The organism is Paenibacillus herberti, assembly GCF_002233675.1.
Lineage (GTDB): Bacteria > Bacillota > Bacilli > Paenibacillales > Paenibacillaceae > Paenibacillus_O > Paenibacillus_O herberti.
The window spans coordinates 1851895-1871582 of record NZ_NMUQ01000001.1; the positions used below are offsets into that span (position 1 = coordinate 1851895).

Consider the following 19688-nt stretch of genomic DNA (forward strand, 5'->3'; position numbering starts at 1 on the left):
TGTCCCAGCAAATCAAAAAATCTCCAACTTTTAAGATTTGATTCCAATCCCATTTTGTTCCCGGCTGTACTTATTCTCCAGCCTCATACTGCCTAACGTAACCAGCACTCCCATGCCAACCATGATGGCTGCCACCCACGGCGTGTGCTGAAGCCCGATTCCGTCGGCAACAACTCCTCCAACATAAGCGCCAAGCGCAATACCACCATTAAAGGAAGCGATGTTGAGCGAGGAAGCAAAGTCAATGGCGCTCGGAGCGTAACGCTCCGCCAGCGTCAGCACATAAGCCTGTAGAACCGGAACGCTCATGAAAGCAAGCAGCCCCATACCGATCACATTAATCAGTCCCATTGTTTTGGAAGGCGCAGTAAAGGTGAACAGCAGCAATATAACGGCCTGAATGATAAAAATATAAAACAGAGCATGTACGGGTCTGTTATTGCCTAGACGACCGCCAAAATGATTCCCGACCGCAATCGCTACTCCGTAGAGAAAGAGAATGAAACTGATCGCTGTGCCGCCAAATCCGGTCAGATCCCGCAATATCGGGGAAAGATACGTAAAGGTAACAAACGTACCGCCATACCCGATAATTGTGATGGCAAGAACGAGCAGAAATTTACCGGTTTTGATTAACTTCATTTGCTCCTTTAACGACGGTGCTTCGCCTGTGCTCCGCTCGATGTTCGGGACGGCGATGGAACTCATAATAAGCGCAATAACGCCGATCACTGTAATTCCGTAAAAGGACAATCTCCACCCGTAAATCTCGCTCAGATACGTTCCAAGCGGAGCGCCGATTGCGGTCGCGATCGTAAATCCTCCAAACACAAAAGCGATCGCGCTGCCCCGGCGGTTATGCGGCACCAGATTGGCGGCGACTGTAGAGCCAAGAGCAAAAAATACGCCATGGGAAAAAGCCGATAACACACGTCCGGCAAGCACAAGACTGAACACGGGAGCAATCGCCGTAATGAAATGCCCGATAATAAAGAGCACGATCATCGCCAGCAAAACTTTTTTCCGGTTTAACTTAGCTGTCAGCGAAGTAAGAATAGGTCCGCCTACTGCCACCCCTAGAGCATACATGGAAACGATGAGTCCTGCAGTTGAGATCGATACGCCAAAGTCGCGCGCAACGCCAGGTAAAATGCCGATGCTGATAAATTCCGTAACGCCTACTCCAAAAAATGTTATGGCCAAGGCAAATAAAGCGAACCAATTGCCCCAGCGCTCTTGCGGAGCGGAAGATGAGGGCTGATTTATGTTCATGATCTTTCCTCCAGTTGATTCATTAAGCTCACGTGAGGCTTGTTGTTTATAGAATAATACGATAGCATGATCAATAAAAGTGAATATAAATGAAGACTACGTTCAATAATTTTGATAAGTAGGGTGCCAAAATGGAATTACGCCAGCTGGTTACGTTTCGGATGGTCGCGCTGACGCTTAACTTCAGCCGGGCCGCCGCAGCGTTGAATTACGTTCCCTCGAATGTTTCGATGCAGATTCAATCTCTGGAGGAGGAACTTGGAGTTAAACTCGTAGACCGCTTGAACAAACAAATTGCTCTAACGGAAGCAGGCAAGCGGTTTTCTGTTCATGTGGAAAAGATATTAAACGATGTGGAGGAAGCAAAAAATGATCTGAACACCGAAAAAATCGCCGGGACGATTACGATCAGCGCAAACGAAATTATGTGCACCTACCTGCTTCCCGGCGTTCTGCTGCGATTTCGCGAAATGTACCCTGATGTTCGGCTCATTTTTCGGCCAACATCCCATGAAGGACTTAAACAGTCCCTTTATGACGGGGTAACGGATGTGATCTTTATTTTTGACGAGCCCATTTCATCAACCGGCCTGCATGTCGAGCCGCTGCGAGAGGAACGGTTCCGCATGCTGGCAGCGCCCACCCACCGACTGGCCGGTCAAAGTTCCATCCAATCCGGCGATTTAAGCGACGAGTTTTTTCTCGTTCACGAAAGAGGCTGCACCTATCGGACGATGTTCGATCGCTTCATTATTCGGGAAGGCGCGGATAACGTCACCAATCTGGAGTTCAGCAGTGCTGAAGCCATTAAACAATGCGCTATGCTCGGCATGGGAATCGCCTTTTTGCCGGAAATCGCCGTTGCTTCCGAACTGGAGCAAGGCCGGCTCATTGCGCTGCCTCTGGAATTGGCCGAGCTTAACGTCGCCATCCAAATGGTCTGGCACAAAAAGAAATGGATCTCTCCTGCCATTCATGCCTTCCTTGATATGGCGAGGCGGGAGCTGCAACCATAATGACACCCTCTGAAAAAGTGATTTAGGGGCTGCCCCTTAGTATTTAGGCCTGTTTCCTGCTTCGAGGATTAGCGAAAACAAGCCTCGAAGCCAGTTAGCTTTGCTTTTCCTATAATTTACAGAAGAAATGGCATATAAACGAAAACGGGAGGAAGCTGAGCTTGGCTCAGTTTCCTCCCGTCTTGTTAATGCAACTTCATTTTGTGCTATTTCCTCTCGACTCGCGGCTGTCCAGCCTGCCAAAAAGCATTTGTGTCTGCTCTTCAAGCTCCGCCTCCGGCGTCACCGCCGCTGGCTCAGGCAACGCCTCGAGCGATCCTAGCTCAAAATGATCCAGGAACGACCGTGTCGTTCCGTACAGGATCGGACGGCCGATCTGTTCGGCTCTGCCTTTTTCCTCAATGAGATCCTTGGCAACGAGCGTCTGAATCGCCTTCTCGCTCTTCACGCCGCGGATCTCCTCAATCTCTACCCGTGTGATCGGCTGCCGGTAAGCGATAATGGCAAGCGTCTCAAGCGCCGCTTGGGACAGCGAAGAACGGGAAGGCGAATAAGCCATCCGCTCAAAATAAGAGGCATGCTCCGCATGCGTAGTGAACCGGAATGCCCCGGCTACTTCCGCGATGCGAATGCCCCGTCCCCCTTGCTCCATATCCGCCTTGAGCTCACGCACCATATCTCCTGCTAGCCGCGAATCGATCTCTATGATCTCTGCGAGCTGCTTGACCGTAAGTCCTTCGTCGCCCGCCATGAATAACAGGCCTTCAATAATCGATTTCAGTTGCTGAACCATCACGATCCGATGCTTCCCCTCTCCAGTGGATGACGATGTCATCGAAAAGACTGTTCTGGAATACGCGGACCTGCTTCATTTTCATCAGCTCCAGGATGGCCAGAAAGGTTACGACGATCTCATGCCGCTCCATTGATGTGCTTACTAGCCGAGAGAAACGAACCGTCTCATGCTCCCGCAAAATATCCGAAATATCGCGAATACGGTCCTTGACCGAAATCTCGTCCCGATGAATTCGGGCAACCGATGTACGCTTCGCAGCCTTGCTCAAGGCACGGCGGAAAGCAGCCATTATGTCGCCGAGATCGAGTCCTTCAAGCGGATGGGAATCATCCTCTTTCATGAACGTCGTCATATCCTCGGGTTCCTTGCTGTACACGAGGCTTCGAGCCATCTCCCGATCTCGCAGATGCTCCGCAATCTGCTTGAAGCGACGATATTCCACCAGCTTTTGCACCAGCTCGTCACGCGGGTCCAGCATTTCATCTTCGTCCCAGTACTCCTCATACTCCTCCACAACAGGAGGCCGCGGGAGCAGCTGGCCGCTCTTGATCGCGAGCAGAGTGGCCGCCATAACGAGAAATTCGCTCGTAATATCCAGCTCGAACTCTTGCATCGCATGCAGATAATCCATGTACTGATCCGTAATCCGGCTGATCGGAATATCATAGATGTCGATTTCTTCTCTGTCCAGCAAGTGAAGCAGCAAATCCAGCGGCCCCTCGAATGCTTCCAGCTTGTATAGAACGGTCATGCCGCTTCACCCTTTCCTTGCAGCCGGCTAGATCATCAGCCCTGGATAACGCGTGTCAAATTCGCCATCTCTATTGCAGCTGTAGCGGCTTCCCAACCTTTGTTACCCGCTTTTGTACCCGCACGCTCAACGGCTTGCTCGATCGAATCTGTTGTCAGCACCCCGAAAATCGTAGGCACGCCCGTTTTGAGATTGATCGCCGCAACCCCTTTGGCAACTTCACTGCACACGTAGTCAAAATGCGGAGTTGATCCCCGAATCACCGCTCCAAGCGTAATGACGGCATCGTACTTGCCGCTTTCGGCCATCTTCTGGGCGATCAGCGGAATTTCGAACGCTCCCGGAACCCAAGCAACCTCGACCTCATCATCGCCAGCGCCATGTCGCTTGAACGCATCTAGAGCTCCGCTGAGCAACTTGCCCGTAATGAATTCATTGAAACGGCCTACGACTACCCCATACTTCAGTCCTTGCGATACCAAATGTCCTTCATAATATTTCGTCATGCTATTAAACACACCCCTCTATTCTAATTTATTCGGCTTAAATTTCAAACTCTAATAGATGACCTAACTTGGATTTTTTCGTATTCAGGTAGTTCGTATTGCTCTCATTGCGTTCCATCTGGATTGGTACCCGTTCGACAACACTCAAACCGTAGCCTTCAAGCCCCCGGATTTTGCGGGGATTGTTGGTCATAAGCCGCATCTCACGTACGCCTAGATCACGCAAAATCTGCGCCCCAATGCCATACTCGCGGAGATCGGCAGCGAAGCCTAACTTCAGATTCGCCTCCACTGTATCCAGCCCCTGCTCCTGCAGCTGGTACGCCTTGAGCTTGTTGATGAGGCCGATGCCGCGCCCTTCCTGCCTCATATAAAGCAGAATACCACTTCCTGCCTGCTCGATCTGCTCCAGCGCCGCAGCCAGCTGTGGCCCGCAGTCGCAGCGCCGGGAATGAAACACATCGCCTGTGAGACATTCCGAATGGACACGTACAAGCGTCGGCTCATCGGGCTTGATCTCGCCTTTGACTAAAGCGACATGTTCCTTGCCATCCACATCGTTCGTGTAGGCGACTGCGCGGAAAACGCCAAAGTCGGTTGGCAAGTTAACTTCCACTGCTCGCTCGACGAGCTGTTCACGTTGGTTACGGAATTCGATTAGATGCTGGATCGTAATCAGCTTAAGATTATGCTTTTGCTTGAAGTCAGCCAAATCCGGCAGCCGAGCCATCGAGCCATCCTCTTTAATAATCTCGCAAATGACTGCGCCAGGCCGCGCATGGCATAAACGAGCTAGATCAATCGCCGCCTCCGTATGCCCGGCGCGCCGCAGCACCCCGCCATCCTTGGCGATCAGCGGGAAAATATGTCCAGGACGACGGAAATCGTCGGCTTTGGCAGAGCCATCCACGAGCGCCTTGACCGTTTCGGAACGCTCATGAGCGGAAATGCCTGTTGTTGTGCTTATATGGTCAACCGATACCGTGAACGCCGTGCCGTGATAATCCGTATTGCGCGTCACCATCGGCGGCAGCTCCAGCTCACGAGCGCGCTGGGCTGTAATCGGCACACATACGAGCCCTCTGGCCTCGGTTATCATAAAGTTGATGACAGCAGGAGTGATCGTATCGGCAAGCGCTATTAAATCCCCTTCATTCTCGCGGTCCTCGTCGTCGACGACAATGACTGGTTTGCCCCCGATCAGATCCTGCAATGCCTCTTCAATGCTGTTGAAAGGCGTGAAGCCCTCCTGATGGTCAAAGCGGGTCATCGTTGTTGTCCTCCTTTGTCTTACAAAACGCTGATTCTGCTGGGCTTTAAGCGAAACCGTTGTCGGCAAGAAATGCAGCCGACAACCCGCCTGAGGTTTGCCCGCTTCCGTGAGCGGTCCGCCCCGCCGCGCCAGCTTGCCCCGAAGCTCCCCTGCCATAGCGCAGCAGATGGTCCACATATTTGCCGAGCACATCACACTCGATGTTAACGGTCGACCCGGGCTGCTTGTGTTGAAGCACGGTTTCCGCCAGCGTATGCGGAATGATCGACACAGAGAAGCTGTCTCCATCCGCATCAACTACAGTGAGGCTGATTCCGTCAACGGTGATCGAGCCTTTTGGGATAATGTAGCGCTGATTGTCGGCATTTTTGAGGCGCATCGTGAACACAACGGCGTTAGCATTGGCCCCGCGATCCGTAATGACCGCTATTCCATCAACATGCCCCTGCACAATATGCCCGCCGAAACGGCCATCCGCCCGCATCGCCCGCTCCAGGTTGAGCGGGCTGCCAGGCGGCAGCTCGCTCAAATTGGTGTTTCGGTACGTTTCGGGCATAATATCGACTCCAAAGCTGCGGCTATCAAAAGCGGTCACCGTCAGGCAAACGCCGTTCACAGCAATGCTGTCACCGAGCGCGACGCCTTCCAGCACTTTGGAGGCAGAGATGCTCAGCACCATCGCCTCGCCCCTGCGTGATACGCTGCGCAGCGCTCCCTTTTCCTCAATGAGACCTGTGAACATGTGGGCTCCCCTCCTTCCGTACTGGCTTACCGCTGATACAAATATCCCGGCCATAGTGCTCCAGCTCCATATCCTCCAGCTCAATCGCTTCCGCCATACGGCTAAAGCCGTCAAATTGGAACGAGGATGGCGCCTCGGCTCCGCCGATGATTTTGGGAGCCATGAACAGTCGAATCCGGTCCACTAAACCTGCTTCCAGCATCGATCCGTTCAGTTGCCCCCCGCCTTCCAGCAAAATGGAGCCTATCTCTCGCTCGCCTAACAAGCGCATCGCCTGGGCCAAGTCCACTCGGCTGCCGCTGCCGCAGCGCAGCACGTCTACACCGGCCTCGCGCAGCGCCGCCTCGCGACCGGTATCGGCAGCTGCAGCTGTCAGCACAAGCGTTGGGGCTTCGCGATTCTGAACGAGCTTAGAGCCTAGCGGCAGGCGAAGTGAGGAGTCTACGACGATACGCAGCGGGTGCAGCCCCTGTACGGGCAGCCGCGTCGTAAGCGAAGGATCATCCGCCAGCACCGTGCCGATGCCAACCATAATGCCCATATGCCGATGACGCAGCGCATGCACCGCTTCCCGCGCTTGCGGCCCGGTTATCCAGCGGCTGTCCCCCGTTTTCGAAGCGATTCGCCCGTCAAGCGTTGAGGCTGTTTTCAAAGTGACATAAGGCAACCGGGTCGAGATGAATTTGACAAAAGCTTCATTGAGCCGGTTCGATTGCTCCTCCAGCACGCCCGTGACCACTTCGATCCCGGCCGCCCGCAGCTTAGCAACCCCGCTGCCAGCGACGAGTGGATTGGAGTCCTGCGCCGCCACGACCACTCTGGCCGCGCCTGTCTCGATAATCCGATCGCTGCAGGGCGGGGTGCGTCCAAAATGGCTGCAAGGCTCCAGCGTCACATAAACCGTAGCGCCCCTTGCTTCCTCGCCAGCCATTTGAAGTGCATGCACCTCCGCATGACCCTCTCCCCGCTTCAGATGCGCACCTATGCCAACGATACGTCCGTCCTTGACCACTACACAGCCAACTACGGGATTAATGGAGGTCTGGCCCGAGGTTTTGGCTGCCATCTGCAGCGCGAGCTCCATGTAATAACGATCATCAATAAGTTCAATCACACAAAAAACACCCCCGAATGCGCGGATGCGACCTTCGGGGGTGGGTGGAATTCAAAAACGCTGTGAAGCCACTGCAAAGGAGCTCTTAAGTGAGTAGACCAAATAAACCGCGGCCATAGGCATCGGATCAAGCTCCGCGTCGCTGCACAATGTCCCGGGGACATCAAACAAGCTTGGAGCTCATGGCATATCACAACAGACTTCTGCCTAGAGAAAACCACAGGGTTCAGTAAAAAAAACCTGCAGCAAATCAAAAAGGCAGTCCTTTGCAAGGTTATCAACAGCGATTCCTTCTCCCATCCAGACTGTACTGTCGGTCCCGGAGTTACACCAGGTCCACCGGCCGCAGGAGGTATAACCTCTTGCGTACGGGTCACGGACTGACCGGATCTCTGTAGCTGAGCCGGAGCTCTCGCTGTCAGAAAAGCCGGATCACCGCCGGTTGGGAATTTCACCCTACCCCGAAGGATCGCGAATTTGCTAATCTTGCTATTGCCCATCATACTCGCCGCCTTGAGAAAAAGCAAGCAATCAGATCGGAATGAAAAAAGGCTCTCAGTGAGGAGAGCCTTTCTAGGTAGGACCGGCGCTGCCAATCCTAACCATTTAAAATTAAGCTTCGGAAATTTCTACTTTAGCCATTTTTTCGCGGCCTTTAAAGGCATCGACATATTCCATGCCCTTAGTTACTTTGCCGAACACCGTATGTTGTCCGTCAAGATGTGGCTGCGGTTGGTAGCAAATGTAGAACTGGCTGCCACCGGTATTGCGTCCAGCATGGGCCATCGCCAGGGAGCCGCGCTCATGCTTGTTTGGATTGATTTCGCAGTTGATGTTGTAGCCAGGGCCGCCAGTGCCAGTGCCGCTTGGGCAACCGCCCTGAGCAACAAAGCCTGGGATGATACGGTGGAACGACAGGCCGTTGTAGAAGCCATCGTTTACCAGCTTTTCAAAGTTGGCTACCGTATTTGGAGCATCCTGGTCGAACAGATCCAGAATGACTTCACCGCCGTTTTCGAGCGTAATCTTTGCTTGTTTTGCCATTTGGTATCACTCCTATTTCAAAAATAAAAAGCTATGTACGAAGTTTATCATACAACAGGAAGAGCCCGCAAAGCAAAGCAAGCCTCCCACCCGGGAGGCTTACCGCTGCCACCTGGATTAAGATTGTACCTCTGCCTTGCGCAGACGCTGCGGCAACACATCGTTACGCGAAATATCTTCTAGCGACTCACGCTGTACGGCAATATCCGCGCCACCATCCTTCACCAGCACGACCGCCGGACGGCGAATGCGATTGTAGTTAGAAGCCATCGCATAATTGTAAGCGCCAGTGCAGAACACGGCCAGCAAATCACCGGTTTTTGCTTCTGGCAGCTCCAGGTCCCAGATGAGCATGTCGCCGCTTTCGCAGCATTTGCCAGCAATGGATACCTTCTCAACAGCAGGCTCCGTTGCCCGGTTGGCCAGCAGCGCATCGTACTTGGACTCGTACAGCGCAGGACGAGGGTTGTCCGTCATGCCGCCATCAACAGCGACATACTTACGCACACCAGGAATGTCCTTGCTCGTTCCGACCGTATACAGCGTAGTACCGGCATCGCCGATGATACTGCGGCCTGGCTCGACCCAGATCTCAGGCAGCGGGTAGCTGGCTTCAGTGAAGTTAGAGCGGATCGCCTCGGTAATAGCGCTAATGTATACATTCACCGGAAGCGGGCTGTCCTCGCTAGTATAACGAATGCCAAAGCCACCGCCAAGGTTGATGACGCGGAACACCTGTCCCAGCTTGTCGCGAACTTCGACGGCAAACTCCGCTACCTTGGCCGCAGCCATACGGAAACCTTCAACCTCGAAGATTTGGGAGCCGATATGGGAATGAACACCAAGCAGGACGAGATTATCCAGCTTGAGGGATTGCTCTACAGCCTTGTAAGCCGCACCGCCGGCAAGGTCGAAGCCGAACTTGGAGTCTTGCTGGCCAGTAGAAATGTAGTCATGAGTGTGCGCCTCTACGCCTGGCGTGATGCGCAGCAGAATATTCGCTTTGCGGCCCTTGGAGGCAGCAATTGCGTTGAGCAGCTCCAGCTCCGAGAAGTTATCGGCCACGAAGCAGCCGATGCCGGCGTCAAGCGCCATCTCGATTTCAAACGGAGTTTTGTTGTTGCCGTGGAAATGGATGCGCTCAGCTGGGAAGCCAGCCTGCAGGGCCGTATGAAGCTCGCCGTCGCTGACGACGTCAAGCGACAGCCCTTCTTGCTCGGCAATTGCGCACATCGCAACCGTGCTGAACGCTTTGCTCGCGTAAGCGACCTGGAAGCGGAACCCGGAAGCCTTGAATGCCTCTACATATTCGCGAGCACGCTGGCGCACAAGCGCCTCATCCACGATATAAAGCGGCGTGCCGAACTGCTCGGCCAGATCCTTCGTATCACAACCGCCAATTTCCAGGCGGCCTTGTTCGTTTATTTTGGATGTTCCGTGAAGATACATGGTCCATACCTCTTTCTCCCCAGATGCAGATGAAGCGGGGTTCGTTTGTCCTATTGTGACACAAGTATAAACGAACCCCGCTGAAAGGAGTAATGGATTTTATGTCGTTTCATTTGCATTTCTTGCATCCGCAGGCTATTCCAGCACCTTAACTGCCGCTCTCCGGCATCTTGTCACTCTGCTGCGGGCGCAACAGATTCGGACGTTTCTTGTTCTGCATGACCGGTAGCCGCAGCAAAATTTTGAGCATGCCGCGTGCATCGAACGGAATGAAAGGCCACATGTAGGGCCGATTGAACGAGCGCTGCATGACAAGAATGAGGAACACCGCTGTCCAGCCGACGACAAGTCCAGGAACGTGGAAAACTGCGACCAGGCAGATCAGCAGCAGCCTCACAACACGGTTAGCCAAGCTGAGCTCATAACTCGGAGTCGCGAACATGCCGACCGCTGCTACAGCCATGTATAGGATAACCTCGTTGATGAATAACCCGGTCTGCACGGCGATGTCGCCGACCAGAATTGCTGACACGAGCGATATGGCTAGCGCAAGCGGCGTCGGTGTATGGATAGCGGCCATCCGCATCAGATCAATGCCCACCTCGGCCAGCAGGAACTGGATCGCTATCGGCAGCCTGCTCGTTTTGGCCGGCCCGATGAAGGATAGCGCGGCAGGGAGCATCTCCGGTTTGAGCGCGAACAGCAGCCACAACGGGACGAGTAGCAGCGAGCCCATAATGCCCAGGAAGCGCACCCAACGTAAGTACGTACCGATGAACGGCGTCTGACGATTCTCCTCGGCATGCTGTACCAGGTCAAAAAAGCTCGTTGGCAAAATCATAACACTGGGAGAAGTATCCACAAACACTGCCACATTGCCATCCAGCAAATGCGCAGCTACGACATCCGGCCGCTCCGAGTAGCGCACGAGCGGATATGGATTCCAACCGCGCTTGACGGTCGCCTCTTCCAGCTGTTTGTCGGCAAGCGGCAGACCGTCAATTTCGACAGCTGAAATTTTGTCCCGAATCGCTTCAAGCAACTTCTTGTCCACAATGTCGTCAATGTAAGCGATACACACGTCGCTGCGGGTCCGCTCACCAACGCGCAAAATCTCGTAACGCAGCATCGGATCGCGGAGCCTCCGCCGTACCAGAGACACATTCATAAGCAGCGTTTCTACGAACCCGTCACGCGAGCCCCGTACGACCCGCTCCAAAGCCGGCTCCTCGGGACTGCGAATTGGGAACGACTTGGCGTCAACGATTAACATCGTCGGTTCCCCATCAATATACATTCCCGTAGAGCCGCTCAGGACCGACGTCATCATCATAGTCCAGTCGTCCTCCTGCTCCACTTGCACCGCAGGCACGTACAGCTTCATGAAAGACTCTACTGCATGAGTGGAAATGTTGTCGGATTCCAGGAAAGAGAGACGCTGTAGAATCTCGGTCATGATAAGGCCGTTCGACAAGCCGTTGAGCATGAAAAAGGCCGTTTTTTTACCGCCGAACGTCATCTGCCGAACGATAACATCAAAGCTAGTCTTGTAACCGACCTCGTCCTTCAGCCGCTCGACGAAAACTTCGATTTTATCCGGAATCGGCTCCACTTGCTCTCCGTTTGTTCCCGGAGCGGAGTGGCCGCCTTTCCTGCCCTTCTCCATAGCGACATAGCTCTTGTCTGCGCCTTGCTCTCCTTTGCCTTGATCGTGGACTGAACCGGCCTCTTGCTCAGCTTTGCCCTTAGCGCGGACTCGGCTCCCGCCTTTTTCTTCATCTCCTTGGCCGCGAACCCGGCTCGCGCCCTCTTCTTCATCATCTCGGCCGAAGCGCTCTTTGTCCTCAAATTTGGCGCCGCTCCTACCGTGCCCTTCCTGAGCCGCGTCGTACTTCCTGCCGGACCCGGCAGCGTCATGCGAACGATCAGAATCTTTCTCCCGACCTTGCTCCTCTTCCGGAAACAGGTCAGCGTACTTCGCCTCGTGATCATCCAAGCCGTTATCATCATTACCAGAGGCTCTCTCCCCCGGGTCGGCAGAAGCTTCCAGCAGCAGTGCCTCCATCCAATCTTCCTGCTCTCTCGAGCCGTCTGAATCCCGGGAGTTGCTTAATTCGGCTTTTGCAACCGGCTGCTCCCTTTCCGCTTGATCTTGCCGATCGATTTCCTCAAGCAGACCTGACCATTCATCATCATCGCCGTCAGCGCGATCGGCAAGAACATGATCATGATTATGATCATGATCATGTTCCAGCTTCTCTTCCGACTCATCACCAATCCGCTTAACACGCTGCCATTTGGTCATGCAGCATCACCACTCCTTGCTTTGTCTTGGAGCGCCTCCGAGGCCGGCTCCAGAAGCCTTACCACTGATAGATCAGCCAATCGAACAATGAACCAGCTATTTTCCCCATGACCATCGCCAGCACCAGTGCGCCCAAATAAGCGGTCAGCCGGAGACGTTTGGCGAGAATGGGCAGCACGTTCATGACCTCGGTCAGCGCCGCGGCGAGCATGCCGATGAAAATACCGCAAAACAGACCTGGCAAAGGCAGAACGAGAGCAGCCGGCAAACTCACCTTCCACTCAAAAAAATCAGCCCAAGTCCAGAACATCGAGCCGCCCACGACCGCTGATTCAAAAACAGCGGAAAAGTTGAACGCTCTAGACAACTGTGCCAGCCGGGGGATCAGATCAAACACGATCAGCAGCGCCACCATACCGCTGCCTACCGCGATGCCTCCAGCCAAGCCCAGCACCGCCATAAAGAGACCGGCAAAGGGATCACTCATCGTCCCGGCCCTCCACGCGGTTTGCTTTTTTTCGCATCTCGTCCGCAATGACATAGGCATTGATATTTTCCTGATAGTTGTACATTTCCAGCTCCAGCGGGTTAGGCTCCTCGTTCAGCCTTTTACGGAACAGATGGTTAAAAAACAACACCATGCCGAGTCCAACACCGACCGAATAGGGGATCTGGAACCAGAGCGGATGCAGCGATTCCTTGCCGGTCAGCAGAAACGCCAGCCGTTGATGAACCTCTTTCATGCTCACGTCGGTGTGAAAGTTCATGATCGCAAGCCCCGCGCCGAAAAACAGCAGCAACCACGCTGCTACCAGCACGGCCACTCTCGGCTTGTGAGTAGAGGAGGCTTCCACCATAATGAGCACCTGTGGATCGCCATAGGTTTCCACTGCGGCGTCCGGAGCGGTTTCGCGCAGCGCCTTCACAATTTGCAACACATCGATGACGACCCGATTGCCGTCCTCTGGACGATGGGTATAGAGCGGAATTTGCTTGAGCTTCTGTGCCAGCGGCTCATCAGCAAGCAGCCTGGCAACTGCCCCCAGCCTGACTGTCCCGCCAGGAGGACAGGAAATCCGCTTTTTCATCCTCAGGTAAACGGTACACGCTTGGGAATGGCGACTTTTATGCGGCATGGCACCGCCTCCTTCCGGCAACATTTCCGTCTCCTGGTTAGTATGGAACAGTCAAGCAACGGCTACTCTTTCACTGGCATCATTTTGCACAACCAAAAAAAACCAGATCACCCGTTAAAGGGCGATCTGGTCTTTGATGGATTGCAAAATTTTCTTTTCGAGCCGCGACACCTGCACCTGGGAAATACCAAGCCGTCCCGCTACCTCGGACTGCGTCTGATCCCGGTAATAGCGCAAGTAGACAATGAGCCGTTCCCGTTCGCTGAGTCCGCCGATCGCTTCATTAAGCGCCAGCTTATCGAACCATTTATCGCTGGACTCGTCCGCGATCTGGTCCATCAGCGTGATGGGGTCGCCATCATTCTCGAACACGGTCTCATGGATAGAGGCTGGTGGTTTGTTCGCTTCCTGTGCAAAAACGACATCCTCTGCCGTAATGCCGAGGAATTCCGCCACTTCCCCGACCGTAGGCAGCCGTCCGAGCCTCTTGGACAGCTCGTCCTTCGCCTTGCGTACCTTGTTCGCTGTCTCCTTAAGAGAGCGGCTCACTTTAAGCGTGCCGTCATCGCGAAGAAAACGCTGAATCTCGCCGATAATCATCGGAACCGCATAGGTAGAAAACTTGACCTCATAGCTCAAATCGAACTTGTCTACGGACTTCAGCAGCCCGATGCAGCCGATCTGGAACAAATCATCCGGCTCATAACCGCGATTCATGAAACGCTGCACGACAGACCAAACCAAACGAATATTACAGCGGGCCAGCGTATCCCTGGCGAGCGTATCCCCGGACTGGCTTAGCGCGATGAGACGCTTTACCTCAGCATCATCCAAGAACGGACCCGCATTCTTTTTCAGATCGGCATCCATGATTCAGCCCCTATGCGCCTAATTGTACAGCGCTTTTTTGGATTCAATTCGCTTGGTCATGGCAATTTGCGTACCTCGTCCGGGCTCGCTGGTCACCTCAAAGCTGTCCATGAAATTTTCCATAATCGTAAAGCCCATGCCCGACCGCTCCAGCTCCGGCTTGGAGGTGTAAAGCGGCTGACGGGCGAGCTCAAGGTCCTCGATGCCATGGCCTTCATCAGAGATGACGATCGTCACGGAATCTCCGCTGATTGACGCCTGAATGTAAATCTGCTTGTTTCCATCACTGTCATAACCGTGGATGATGGAGTTCGTTACCGCCTCGGAGATGACGGTTTTGAGATCGTTCAGCTCATCCATTGTCGGGTCAAGCTGTGAAATGAACGCGCACACGCTGACGCGGGCGAACGCTTCATTTTCGGATCGGGCGCTGAAGCTCAGCTTCATGACATTCGCTTCAGCCTGCTGACGCTCGTTCATAGTGCCACCTCCAGGCTCGAGAGCGCATCGCTCTCTGTGTCGTGAATCGGCATGATCTTGAACAGTCCCGACAGCTCGAACAGCCTGTACACACCAGGACTGGCATCGCAGATGACCATTTTGCCGCCGCGGCTCTTGAGCAGCTTGTAGCGGCCGAGAATGACGCCCAGGCCGGAGCTGTCCATGAAGACCAGATCTTTCAGACTGAGGATGACATGGGTGCTGCCGCCCCGCAAAATGGCCTCTTCCATACGAATGCGCACTGAATCGGCAGTATGATGGTCAAGCTCGCCTTGCAGGCGGACGATCAAGATATGGCGCTGATGCTCCAGATCCACGTGAAGACTCATATGGCGTTGCACACTCCTCCCGTTGAATGAAGGAGGATTTCTCTTTGGCGACGCCTCATTCCTGCTAGTCGACAAAACTAGAAGCAGACCGTCAGGCTCTGACAATTATCGTGTTTTACGAGAAAAGGCTTCCGGAGCTGCGCTTGAACAGCTTCCACCATCCAGCCTTCTCCACCGAAACCGGCATATCAAGCGGGAATTCCTTGATCACCTTGTCGCCCTGATACACGATCAGCTTGCCGACGGGATCGCCAATTTTGACCGGCGCCTTGATCGGACCATTCCATTTAGTCTCGTAGCGAATATCCTTGGCTGCGGCGCCCTTTTTCATCAGAATGCTATAGTTGTGCTGTGCCGTCAGCGGCAGCTTGCTCTGTACACCCTTCTCGATGGAGAGCGTGCCCATGCTTTCGCCCTTTTTGAGAATCGGGTAGTTGGCATACTGCGCAAAGGAGTAATCCAGCAGACTCGACACTTCGGCGTTGCGCGTTTTAGTGTTCGGCTCGCCCATGACAACCGCGACGACACGCATGCCATCCCGTTTGGCCGTGGCGGTTAAACAGTATTTCGCCTCGCTTGTATAACCGGTCTTAAGCCCATCTGCTCCTGTATAGAAGCGTACCAGCTTGTTCGTGTTGACGAGCCAGAACGGCTTTTCGCTGCCCTTCCGCAAATAGTCCTGGTACTGCCCGGTATATTTCGTAATCATGCTGTATTTGAGGAGCTCTCGGGACATGATCGCGATATCATGAGCGGAAGTGTAATGATTGGCTGCAGGCAACCCGTTCGGATTGGCAAACTGCGTGTCCTTAAGGCCTAGCTGAGACGCCTTTTCATTCATCATCCGGACAAATTCCGCCTCGGTTCCGCCGATCTTCTCGGCCATTGCGACAGAAGCGTCATTGCCCGAAGCCATGGCGATGCCTTTTAACATCTCATCAACGGACATTTCCTCACCTGGCTCCAGGAAAATCTGCGAACCGCCCATCGAAGCGGCATACTCGCTGGTGGATACTTTATCCGTCAGCTTGATTTTTCCATCCTGGAGAGCCTCCATAATAAGCAACATCGTCATGACTTTGGTGATGCTGGCTGGAGGTAGCTTGGCGTGACTATTTTTCTCATAAATAATCGTTCCGCTGTCCGCATCCATCACGACTGCAGAACGGGCGGAAGGAGCCAGATCGCTCCCTGCGGCAGCCGGAGCACCTGCATTAACATCAGCTTCAAGCGTATCCGGCATGAACGAAGCAGCATCCGGGCTCAGGGTAGCATACGCAGGCTTATCCTGCGGAAGAGTGGAACCCGCATAGGCGGGAGCGGCTGCCGCTAGCTGGGTGAGAGCCAGAGCAGCGACAAGCATAGCCGAAATTTTTTTCAACAAAAGTTCCCTCCTAATAAATGGATCAGCTGCCGCGACTGCATGCTGACTACTACCTACTAACTGCTGACTGCTGGCAGGGCGGCATTCTACTTGTTTCCAGTATCGCCCAACTAGAAGGAGGTTATTCCAACCTTGCGAGACTTCCGAATAGACAATTCGTCCCAAAGGCTATATTAGAAAAGCATAAATAGCGGGCCTAGCCGCCGCAGCCGTCCGACGCTGAATACGCCGGGGCTGCAGGCAGGCTTGCCCGCTCTGTTGGAAGTCCTGATCCATTACTCAAGACTATGGTTATTTGCGCTGCCTGGTCAACCGCTCCTCCTGTACTCGCACAATAAGCAAGTCAAGGGATTGACTGAGCTGCAGGACTTCTCCATGCAACAGCGTGTTTTGGATCGCGGCCGTTTCTACCATCTGACCCCGAAGCCTCTCGATTTGCTGATGCAGCTGAACATTCTCTGTCATTACATTCCTCTCCAAATTCCATGATTTATCACGGCCATCATATAACGGAGAGGAAAAAAATACTGTCAGAAAGCGTCGAGCCTAAAGCATCATTTTGAGTCTTTTTCTGGGGCTACAGACGTGCAACGAGCGTTTGGACAAGGCCCAGGAAGCGAGATTTGACACGTTCTGTCGTTTCAATGACTTCTTCATGCGACAGCGGCTGATTCAAAATGCCAGAAGCCATGTTCGTAATGCAAGAAATTCCAACAACTTCCATGCCGCAGTGGTTAGCTGCAATCACTTCCGTGACCGTAGACATGCCTACAGCATCAGCACCAAGCGTACGCATCATGCGGATCTCGGCCGGCGTTTCATAGGAGGGGCCGAGAACAGCAAGATAAACGCCTTCGCGCAGGTCAAAACCTTGCTCCTTCGCAATCTCTCTGGCCACATTGCCAAGTCGGCGGCTGTAACCTTCGGACATATCAGGGAAACGAACGCCAACTGCGTTGTCATTTGGTCCCATTAGCGGATTACGGCCCGTAAAATTGATATGGTCCGTGATCAACATCAGATCGCCTGCAGAATAAGTCGTGTTGATGCCGCCTGCCGCATTCGTGACGACGAGGCGATCTGCTCCGAGCGCCTTCATGACACGGACTGGGAACGCTGTCAATTCAGCTCCATATCCTTCGTACATATGGAAACGTCCTTTCATCAGGATGACCGGGACTCCGGACAGCATCCCAACTAGAAGTTCACCGGCATGTCCTTCTACAGTGGACACTGGGAAATGCGGAATATCGCTGTAAGAGATCGTGACAGCGTCCTCAATATAATCAGCCAGAATGCCGAGTCCAGAACCCATGATTAGGCCGACTTGCGGCGTAATTGGGCTTTGGGAACGAATGAACTGGACGGCCTCCTGAATTTGTTTAGCTGTTTCTTGTGTGCTCATGTGTTTTCTTCCTCTCGTCATTGTCTTTCGTCTTCTTTCTGGATCATGGCGGCGCGAGCTCCAGCGCGTGGATGCGCCTGCTCGTACACATCCTTGACTCTTGGGCGATCCATACTTGCATAACGTTCAGTAGAAACGATGCCTTCATGGCCCATCATTTCCTGCACGGCCCGCAGATCCGCGCCACGTTCCAGCATATGGGCGGCAAAGGACGTCCGCAGCGTATGCGGCGTAATCGCTCCTCCGTCTTCTATGCCAGAGATGCGGGCATGTTTTTTGATGATTTTCCAGAATCCCTGCCGGGAAAGTGGCTCGCCGGACACATTGAGAAACAGCCCCTCGGGCTCCGCTACTCCCTTTCGGGCAAGTGAGCCCATTCCGACGCGCTGTTCCAGCAGCCCCGGCCTACCCTCGCGTAGATAGAGGGACATCCAGCCGGCAGCAATTTGTCCAAGCGGCACTACTCTTTCCTTATTGCGCGGGGAGCATACCTTCACATAACCAAGGCTCGGCTGGGGATCGCCGGCCTTCATGGAGAGAAGCTCCGAAACGCGAATTCCGGAGCCGTATAACAGCTCCAACATCGCTTTATCACGCAGCCCTGCCGGAGAGTCTGTCGATGGCGCGGCCATCAACTGTTCGACCTGGTCCAGCGTAAGCGGTACGGGTCGAGCCAGCTCATGGCGGGGCAGCTCCACATGCATGGAGGGGTCGCGATCCGTGTATCCGACCCGGGTCAGGAACCGGTAAAAGGAGCGAATAGATGCCAGACGGCGGCTAACCGTCGAGCTCCTGCTGCCCTCCTCGCGGCAAACCTGCAGGTAGCGAACCAGATGGTGGCGGCCTATGCTGCCAATGCTGGACAGTCCCTGACTCTCGAGCCATGCAATCGCATGCTCAAGATCACGCTTATAGGCATCATAAGTCGCCGCCGACACCCGGCGCCCGTTCTGAAGCTCGTCCAGCCAGGCATAGAGGCATTGCGTCAGCTCCATGTTCCTTCCCCCCTCGCTCCAAAGTATAGTCGCTCTAGCGCCGTTCGGCAAACTGCCCGATGAAGCGGGTTTAAAACTATGGGCAAGGCAAGAAGAGCAGGCGGCGAAAAAGTGGTGGGATGTTTAGTAGGCGGCGGGTCGATGTTCAAAACAATCCCTCCCAGCCTTTTCCACCCAATCTCCATCCGCTCTCCGGCTCCCAGTCACTCTACCCAAATACGATTTTCTCGCTCAGACGGTTTCCTCATGCAGACGGCTAAACTTGAGAGGCAGGAATGTGGATCGGACGGAGTAACCAAGTAGTCGAAGTTACTTGAGAAGCGGAAATGTGACTCAGGATGACGAACCAAGTAGTCGAAGTTACTTGAATAGCGGATTTGTGGCTTGGACGAGCGAACCAAGTAGTCGAAGTTACTTGAATAGCGGATTCGTGGCTCGGACGGACTAACCAAGTAGTCGAAGTTACTTGAATAGCGGATTCGTGGCTCGGACGGACTAACCAAGTAGTCGAAGTTACTTGAGAAGCGGATTCGTGGCTCGGACGGACTAACCAAGTAGTCGAAGTTACTTGAGAAGCGGATTCGTGGCTTGGACGAGCGAACCAAGTAGTCGAAGTTACTTGAATAGCGGATTCGTGGCTCGGACGGACTAACCAAGTAGTCGAAGTTACTTGAATAGCGGATTCGTGGCTCGGACGGACTAACCAAGTAGTCGAAGTTACTTGAATAGCGGATTCGTGGCTCGGACGGACTAACCAAGTAGTCGAAGTTACTTGAATAGCGGATTCGTGGCTCGGACGG

20 protein-coding genes and 1 riboswitch are annotated in these 19688 nt (G+C 53.8%); of the genes, 1 reads left to right on the top strand and 19 read right to left on the bottom strand.

Annotation, left to right across the window (positions count from 1 at the left end; genetic code table 11):
* Positions 1-30 precede the first annotated feature (30 nt).
* Complete coding sequence (locus CGZ75_RS08550) at positions 31-1272, bottom strand: MFS transporter (protein ID WP_089523780.1); 1242 nt, start codon at positions 1270-1272, stop codon at positions 31-33.
* A 131-nt stretch (positions 1273-1403) separates the two neighbouring features.
* On the opposite strand from CGZ75_RS08550, the gene CGZ75_RS08555 reads away from it, so the two are divergent.
* A complete protein-coding gene (locus tag CGZ75_RS08555) occupies positions 1404-2288 on the top strand; it encodes a LysR family transcriptional regulator (RefSeq protein WP_089523781.1) in 885 nt (294 codons plus the stop codon).
* A 196-nt stretch (positions 2289-2484) separates the two neighbouring features.
* On the opposite strand, the gene scpB is transcribed toward CGZ75_RS08555, so the two are convergent.
* From scpB to CGZ75_RS08645, 18 genes are all read right to left on the bottom strand, one after another.
* Positions 2485-3081: an SMC-Scp complex subunit ScpB gene (gene scpB / locus CGZ75_RS08560; protein ID WP_425436479.1), complete on the bottom strand. Its 597-nt coding sequence runs from the start codon at positions 3079-3081 to the stop codon at positions 2485-2487.
* Positions 3053-3835, bottom strand: a complete 783-nt coding sequence (locus CGZ75_RS08565; protein ID WP_089523783.1) for a segregation and condensation protein A — start codon at positions 3833-3835, stop codon at positions 3053-3055. The genes scpB and CGZ75_RS08565 overlap by 29 nt, the downstream gene beginning before the upstream one ends.
* Positions 3836-3870: 35 nt before the next feature.
* The gene (gene ribH, locus CGZ75_RS08570; protein ID WP_089523784.1) at positions 3871-4341 is read right to left on the bottom strand and encodes a 6,7-dimethyl-8-ribityllumazine synthase; all 471 of its coding nucleotides are present in this window, start codon (positions 4339-4341) and stop codon (positions 3871-3873) included.
* Between the two features lie 37 nt (positions 4342-4378).
* Positions 4379-5611 carry a bifunctional 3,4-dihydroxy-2-butanone-4-phosphate synthase/GTP cyclohydrolase II gene (locus tag CGZ75_RS08575; RefSeq protein WP_089523785.1) on the bottom strand — a complete coding sequence of 411 codons (1233 nt, stop codon included), beginning with the start codon at positions 5609-5611 and terminating at the stop codon, positions 4379-4381.
* A gap of 46 nt (positions 5612-5657) precedes the next feature.
* A complete protein-coding gene (gene ribE / locus CGZ75_RS08580) occupies positions 5658-6356 on the bottom strand; it encodes a riboflavin synthase (RefSeq protein WP_089523786.1) in 699 nt (232 codons plus the stop codon).
* Positions 6337-7470, bottom strand: a complete 1134-nt coding sequence (gene ribD / locus CGZ75_RS08585) for a bifunctional diaminohydroxyphosphoribosylaminopyrimidine deaminase/5-amino-6-(5-phosphoribosylamino)uracil reductase RibD (protein ID WP_089523787.1) — start codon at positions 7468-7470, stop codon at positions 6337-6339. Before ribD ends, ribE begins: the two co-directional genes overlap by 20 nt.
* 284 nt (positions 7471-7754) lie before the next feature.
* Positions 7755-7943: riboswitch (FMN riboswitch) on the bottom strand.
* A gap of 139 nt (positions 7944-8082) precedes the next feature.
* On the bottom strand, positions 8083-8514 hold the full coding sequence (locus CGZ75_RS08590; RefSeq protein WP_089523788.1) for a peptidylprolyl isomerase: 432 nt from the start codon (positions 8512-8514) through the stop codon (positions 8083-8085).
* A gap of 117 nt (positions 8515-8631) precedes the next feature.
* On the bottom strand, positions 8632-9963 hold the full coding sequence (lysA, locus tag CGZ75_RS08595; protein WP_089523789.1) for a diaminopimelate decarboxylase: 1332 nt from the start codon (positions 9961-9963) through the stop codon (positions 8632-8634).
* A gap of 148 nt (positions 9964-10111) precedes the next feature.
* Positions 10112-12268, bottom strand: a complete 2157-nt coding sequence (locus CGZ75_RS08600) for a spore germination protein (protein ID WP_342745657.1) — start codon at positions 12266-12268, stop codon at positions 10112-10114.
* 58 nt (positions 12269-12326) lie between these two features.
* Entirely contained in the window at positions 12327-12755 is a 429-nt protein-coding gene (locus CGZ75_RS08605; RefSeq protein WP_089523790.1) for a stage V sporulation protein AB, read from the bottom strand.
* Entirely contained in the window at positions 12748-13404 is a 657-nt protein-coding gene (locus tag CGZ75_RS08610) for a stage V sporulation protein AA (RefSeq protein WP_089524620.1), read from the bottom strand. The genes CGZ75_RS08605 and CGZ75_RS08610 overlap by 8 nt, the downstream gene beginning before the upstream one ends.
* A gap of 114 nt (positions 13405-13518) precedes the next feature.
* Positions 13519-14274 (bottom strand): RNA polymerase sporulation sigma factor SigF, encoded by a 756-nt coding sequence (gene sigF, locus CGZ75_RS08615; RefSeq protein ID WP_089523791.1) that lies wholly within the window; start codon positions 14272-14274, stop codon positions 13519-13521.
* An 18-nt stretch (positions 14275-14292) separates the two neighbouring features.
* Positions 14293-14754, bottom strand: coding sequence for an anti-sigma F factor (gene spoIIAB / locus CGZ75_RS08620; protein ID WP_089523792.1), 462 nt, complete (start codon positions 14752-14754; stop codon positions 14293-14295).
* Entirely contained in the window at positions 14751-15104 is a 354-nt protein-coding gene (gene spoIIAA / locus CGZ75_RS08625) for an anti-sigma F factor antagonist (RefSeq protein ID WP_089523793.1), read from the bottom strand. The genes spoIIAB and spoIIAA overlap by 4 nt, the downstream gene beginning before the upstream one ends.
* Positions 15105-15219: 115 nt before the next feature.
* Positions 15220-16488: a D-alanyl-D-alanine carboxypeptidase family protein gene (locus tag CGZ75_RS08630; protein WP_425436457.1), complete on the bottom strand. Its 1269-nt coding sequence runs from the start codon at positions 16486-16488 to the stop codon at positions 15220-15222.
* Between the two features lie 291 nt (positions 16489-16779).
* Positions 16780-16953, bottom strand: a complete 174-nt coding sequence (locus CGZ75_RS08635) for a Spo0E family sporulation regulatory protein-aspartic acid phosphatase (RefSeq protein WP_089523794.1) — start codon at positions 16951-16953, stop codon at positions 16780-16782.
* Between the two features lie 112 nt (positions 16954-17065).
* A complete protein-coding gene (locus tag CGZ75_RS08640) occupies positions 17066-17893 on the bottom strand; it encodes a purine-nucleoside phosphorylase (protein WP_089523795.1) in 828 nt (275 codons plus the stop codon).
* 17 nt (positions 17894-17910) lie between these two features.
* Entirely contained in the window at positions 17911-18888 is a 978-nt protein-coding gene (locus tag CGZ75_RS08645; RefSeq protein WP_089523796.1) for a tyrosine recombinase, read from the bottom strand.
* Positions 18889-19688: the final 800 nt, after the last annotated feature.

What these genes read in the sequence shown, in the direction of transcription:
- sigF (WP_089523791.1), bottom strand. Translation starts at nt 14,274, where the DNA reads ATGGATGCCGATCTGAAAAAGAATGCGGGTCCGTTCTTGGATGATGCT.
- ribE (WP_089523786.1), bottom strand. Translation starts at nt 6,356, where the DNA reads ATGTTCACAGGTCTCATTGAGGAAAAGGGAGCGCTGCGCAGCGTATCA.
- CGZ75_RS08645 (WP_089523796.1), bottom strand. Translation starts at nt 18,888, where the DNA reads ATGGAGCTGACGCAATGCCTCTATGCCTGGCTGGACGAGCTTCAGAAC.
- spoIIAA (WP_089523793.1), bottom strand. Translation starts at nt 15,104, where the DNA reads ATGAGTCTTCACGTGGATCTGGAGCATCAGCGCCATATCTTGATCGTC.
- CGZ75_RS08610 (WP_089524620.1), bottom strand. Translation starts at nt 13,404, where the DNA reads ATGCCGCATAAAAGTCGCCATTCCCAAGCGTGTACCGTTTACCTGAGG.
- spoIIAB (WP_089523792.1), bottom strand. Translation starts at nt 14,754, where the DNA reads ATGAACGAGCGTCAGCAGGCTGAAGCGAATGTCATGAAGCTGAGCTTC.
- CGZ75_RS08575 (WP_089523785.1), bottom strand. Translation starts at nt 5,611, where the DNA reads ATGACCCGCTTTGACCATCAGGAGGGCTTCACGCCTTTCAACAGCATT.
- CGZ75_RS08600 (WP_342745657.1), bottom strand. Translation starts at nt 12,268, where the DNA reads ATGACCAAATGGCAGCGTGTTAAGCGGATTGGTGATGAGTCGGAAGAG.
- ribH (WP_089523784.1), bottom strand. Translation starts at nt 4,341, where the DNA reads ATGACGAAATATTATGAAGGACATTTGGTATCGCAAGGACTGAAGTAT.
- CGZ75_RS08605 (WP_089523790.1), bottom strand. Translation starts at nt 12,755, where the DNA reads ATGAGTGATCCCTTTGCCGGTCTCTTTATGGCGGTGCTGGGCTTGGCT.
- scpB (WP_425436479.1), bottom strand. Translation starts at nt 3,081, where the DNA reads ATGGTTCAGCAACTGAAATCGATTATTGAAGGCCTGTTATTCATGGCG.
- CGZ75_RS08590 (WP_089523788.1), bottom strand. Translation starts at nt 8,514, where the DNA reads ATGGCAAAACAAGCAAAGATTACGCTCGAAAACGGCGGTGAAGTCATT.
- CGZ75_RS08635 (WP_089523794.1), bottom strand. Translation starts at nt 16,953, where the DNA reads ATGACAGAGAATGTTCAGCTGCATCAGCAAATCGAGAGGCTTCGGGGT.
- CGZ75_RS08640 (WP_089523795.1), bottom strand. Translation starts at nt 17,893, where the DNA reads ATGAGCACACAAGAAACAGCTAAACAAATTCAGGAGGCCGTCCAGTTC.
- CGZ75_RS08565 (WP_089523783.1), bottom strand. Translation starts at nt 3,835, where the DNA reads ATGACCGTTCTATACAAGCTGGAAGCATTCGAGGGGCCGCTGGATTTG.
- CGZ75_RS08550 (WP_089523780.1), bottom strand. Translation starts at nt 1,272, where the DNA reads ATGAACATAAATCAGCCCTCATCTTCCGCTCCGCAAGAGCGCTGGGGC.
- lysA (WP_089523789.1), bottom strand. Translation starts at nt 9,963, where the DNA reads ATGTATCTTCACGGAACATCCAAAATAAACGAACAAGGCCGCCTGGAA.
- CGZ75_RS08555 (WP_089523781.1), top strand. Translation starts at nt 1,404, where the DNA reads ATGGAATTACGCCAGCTGGTTACGTTTCGGATGGTCGCGCTGACGCTT.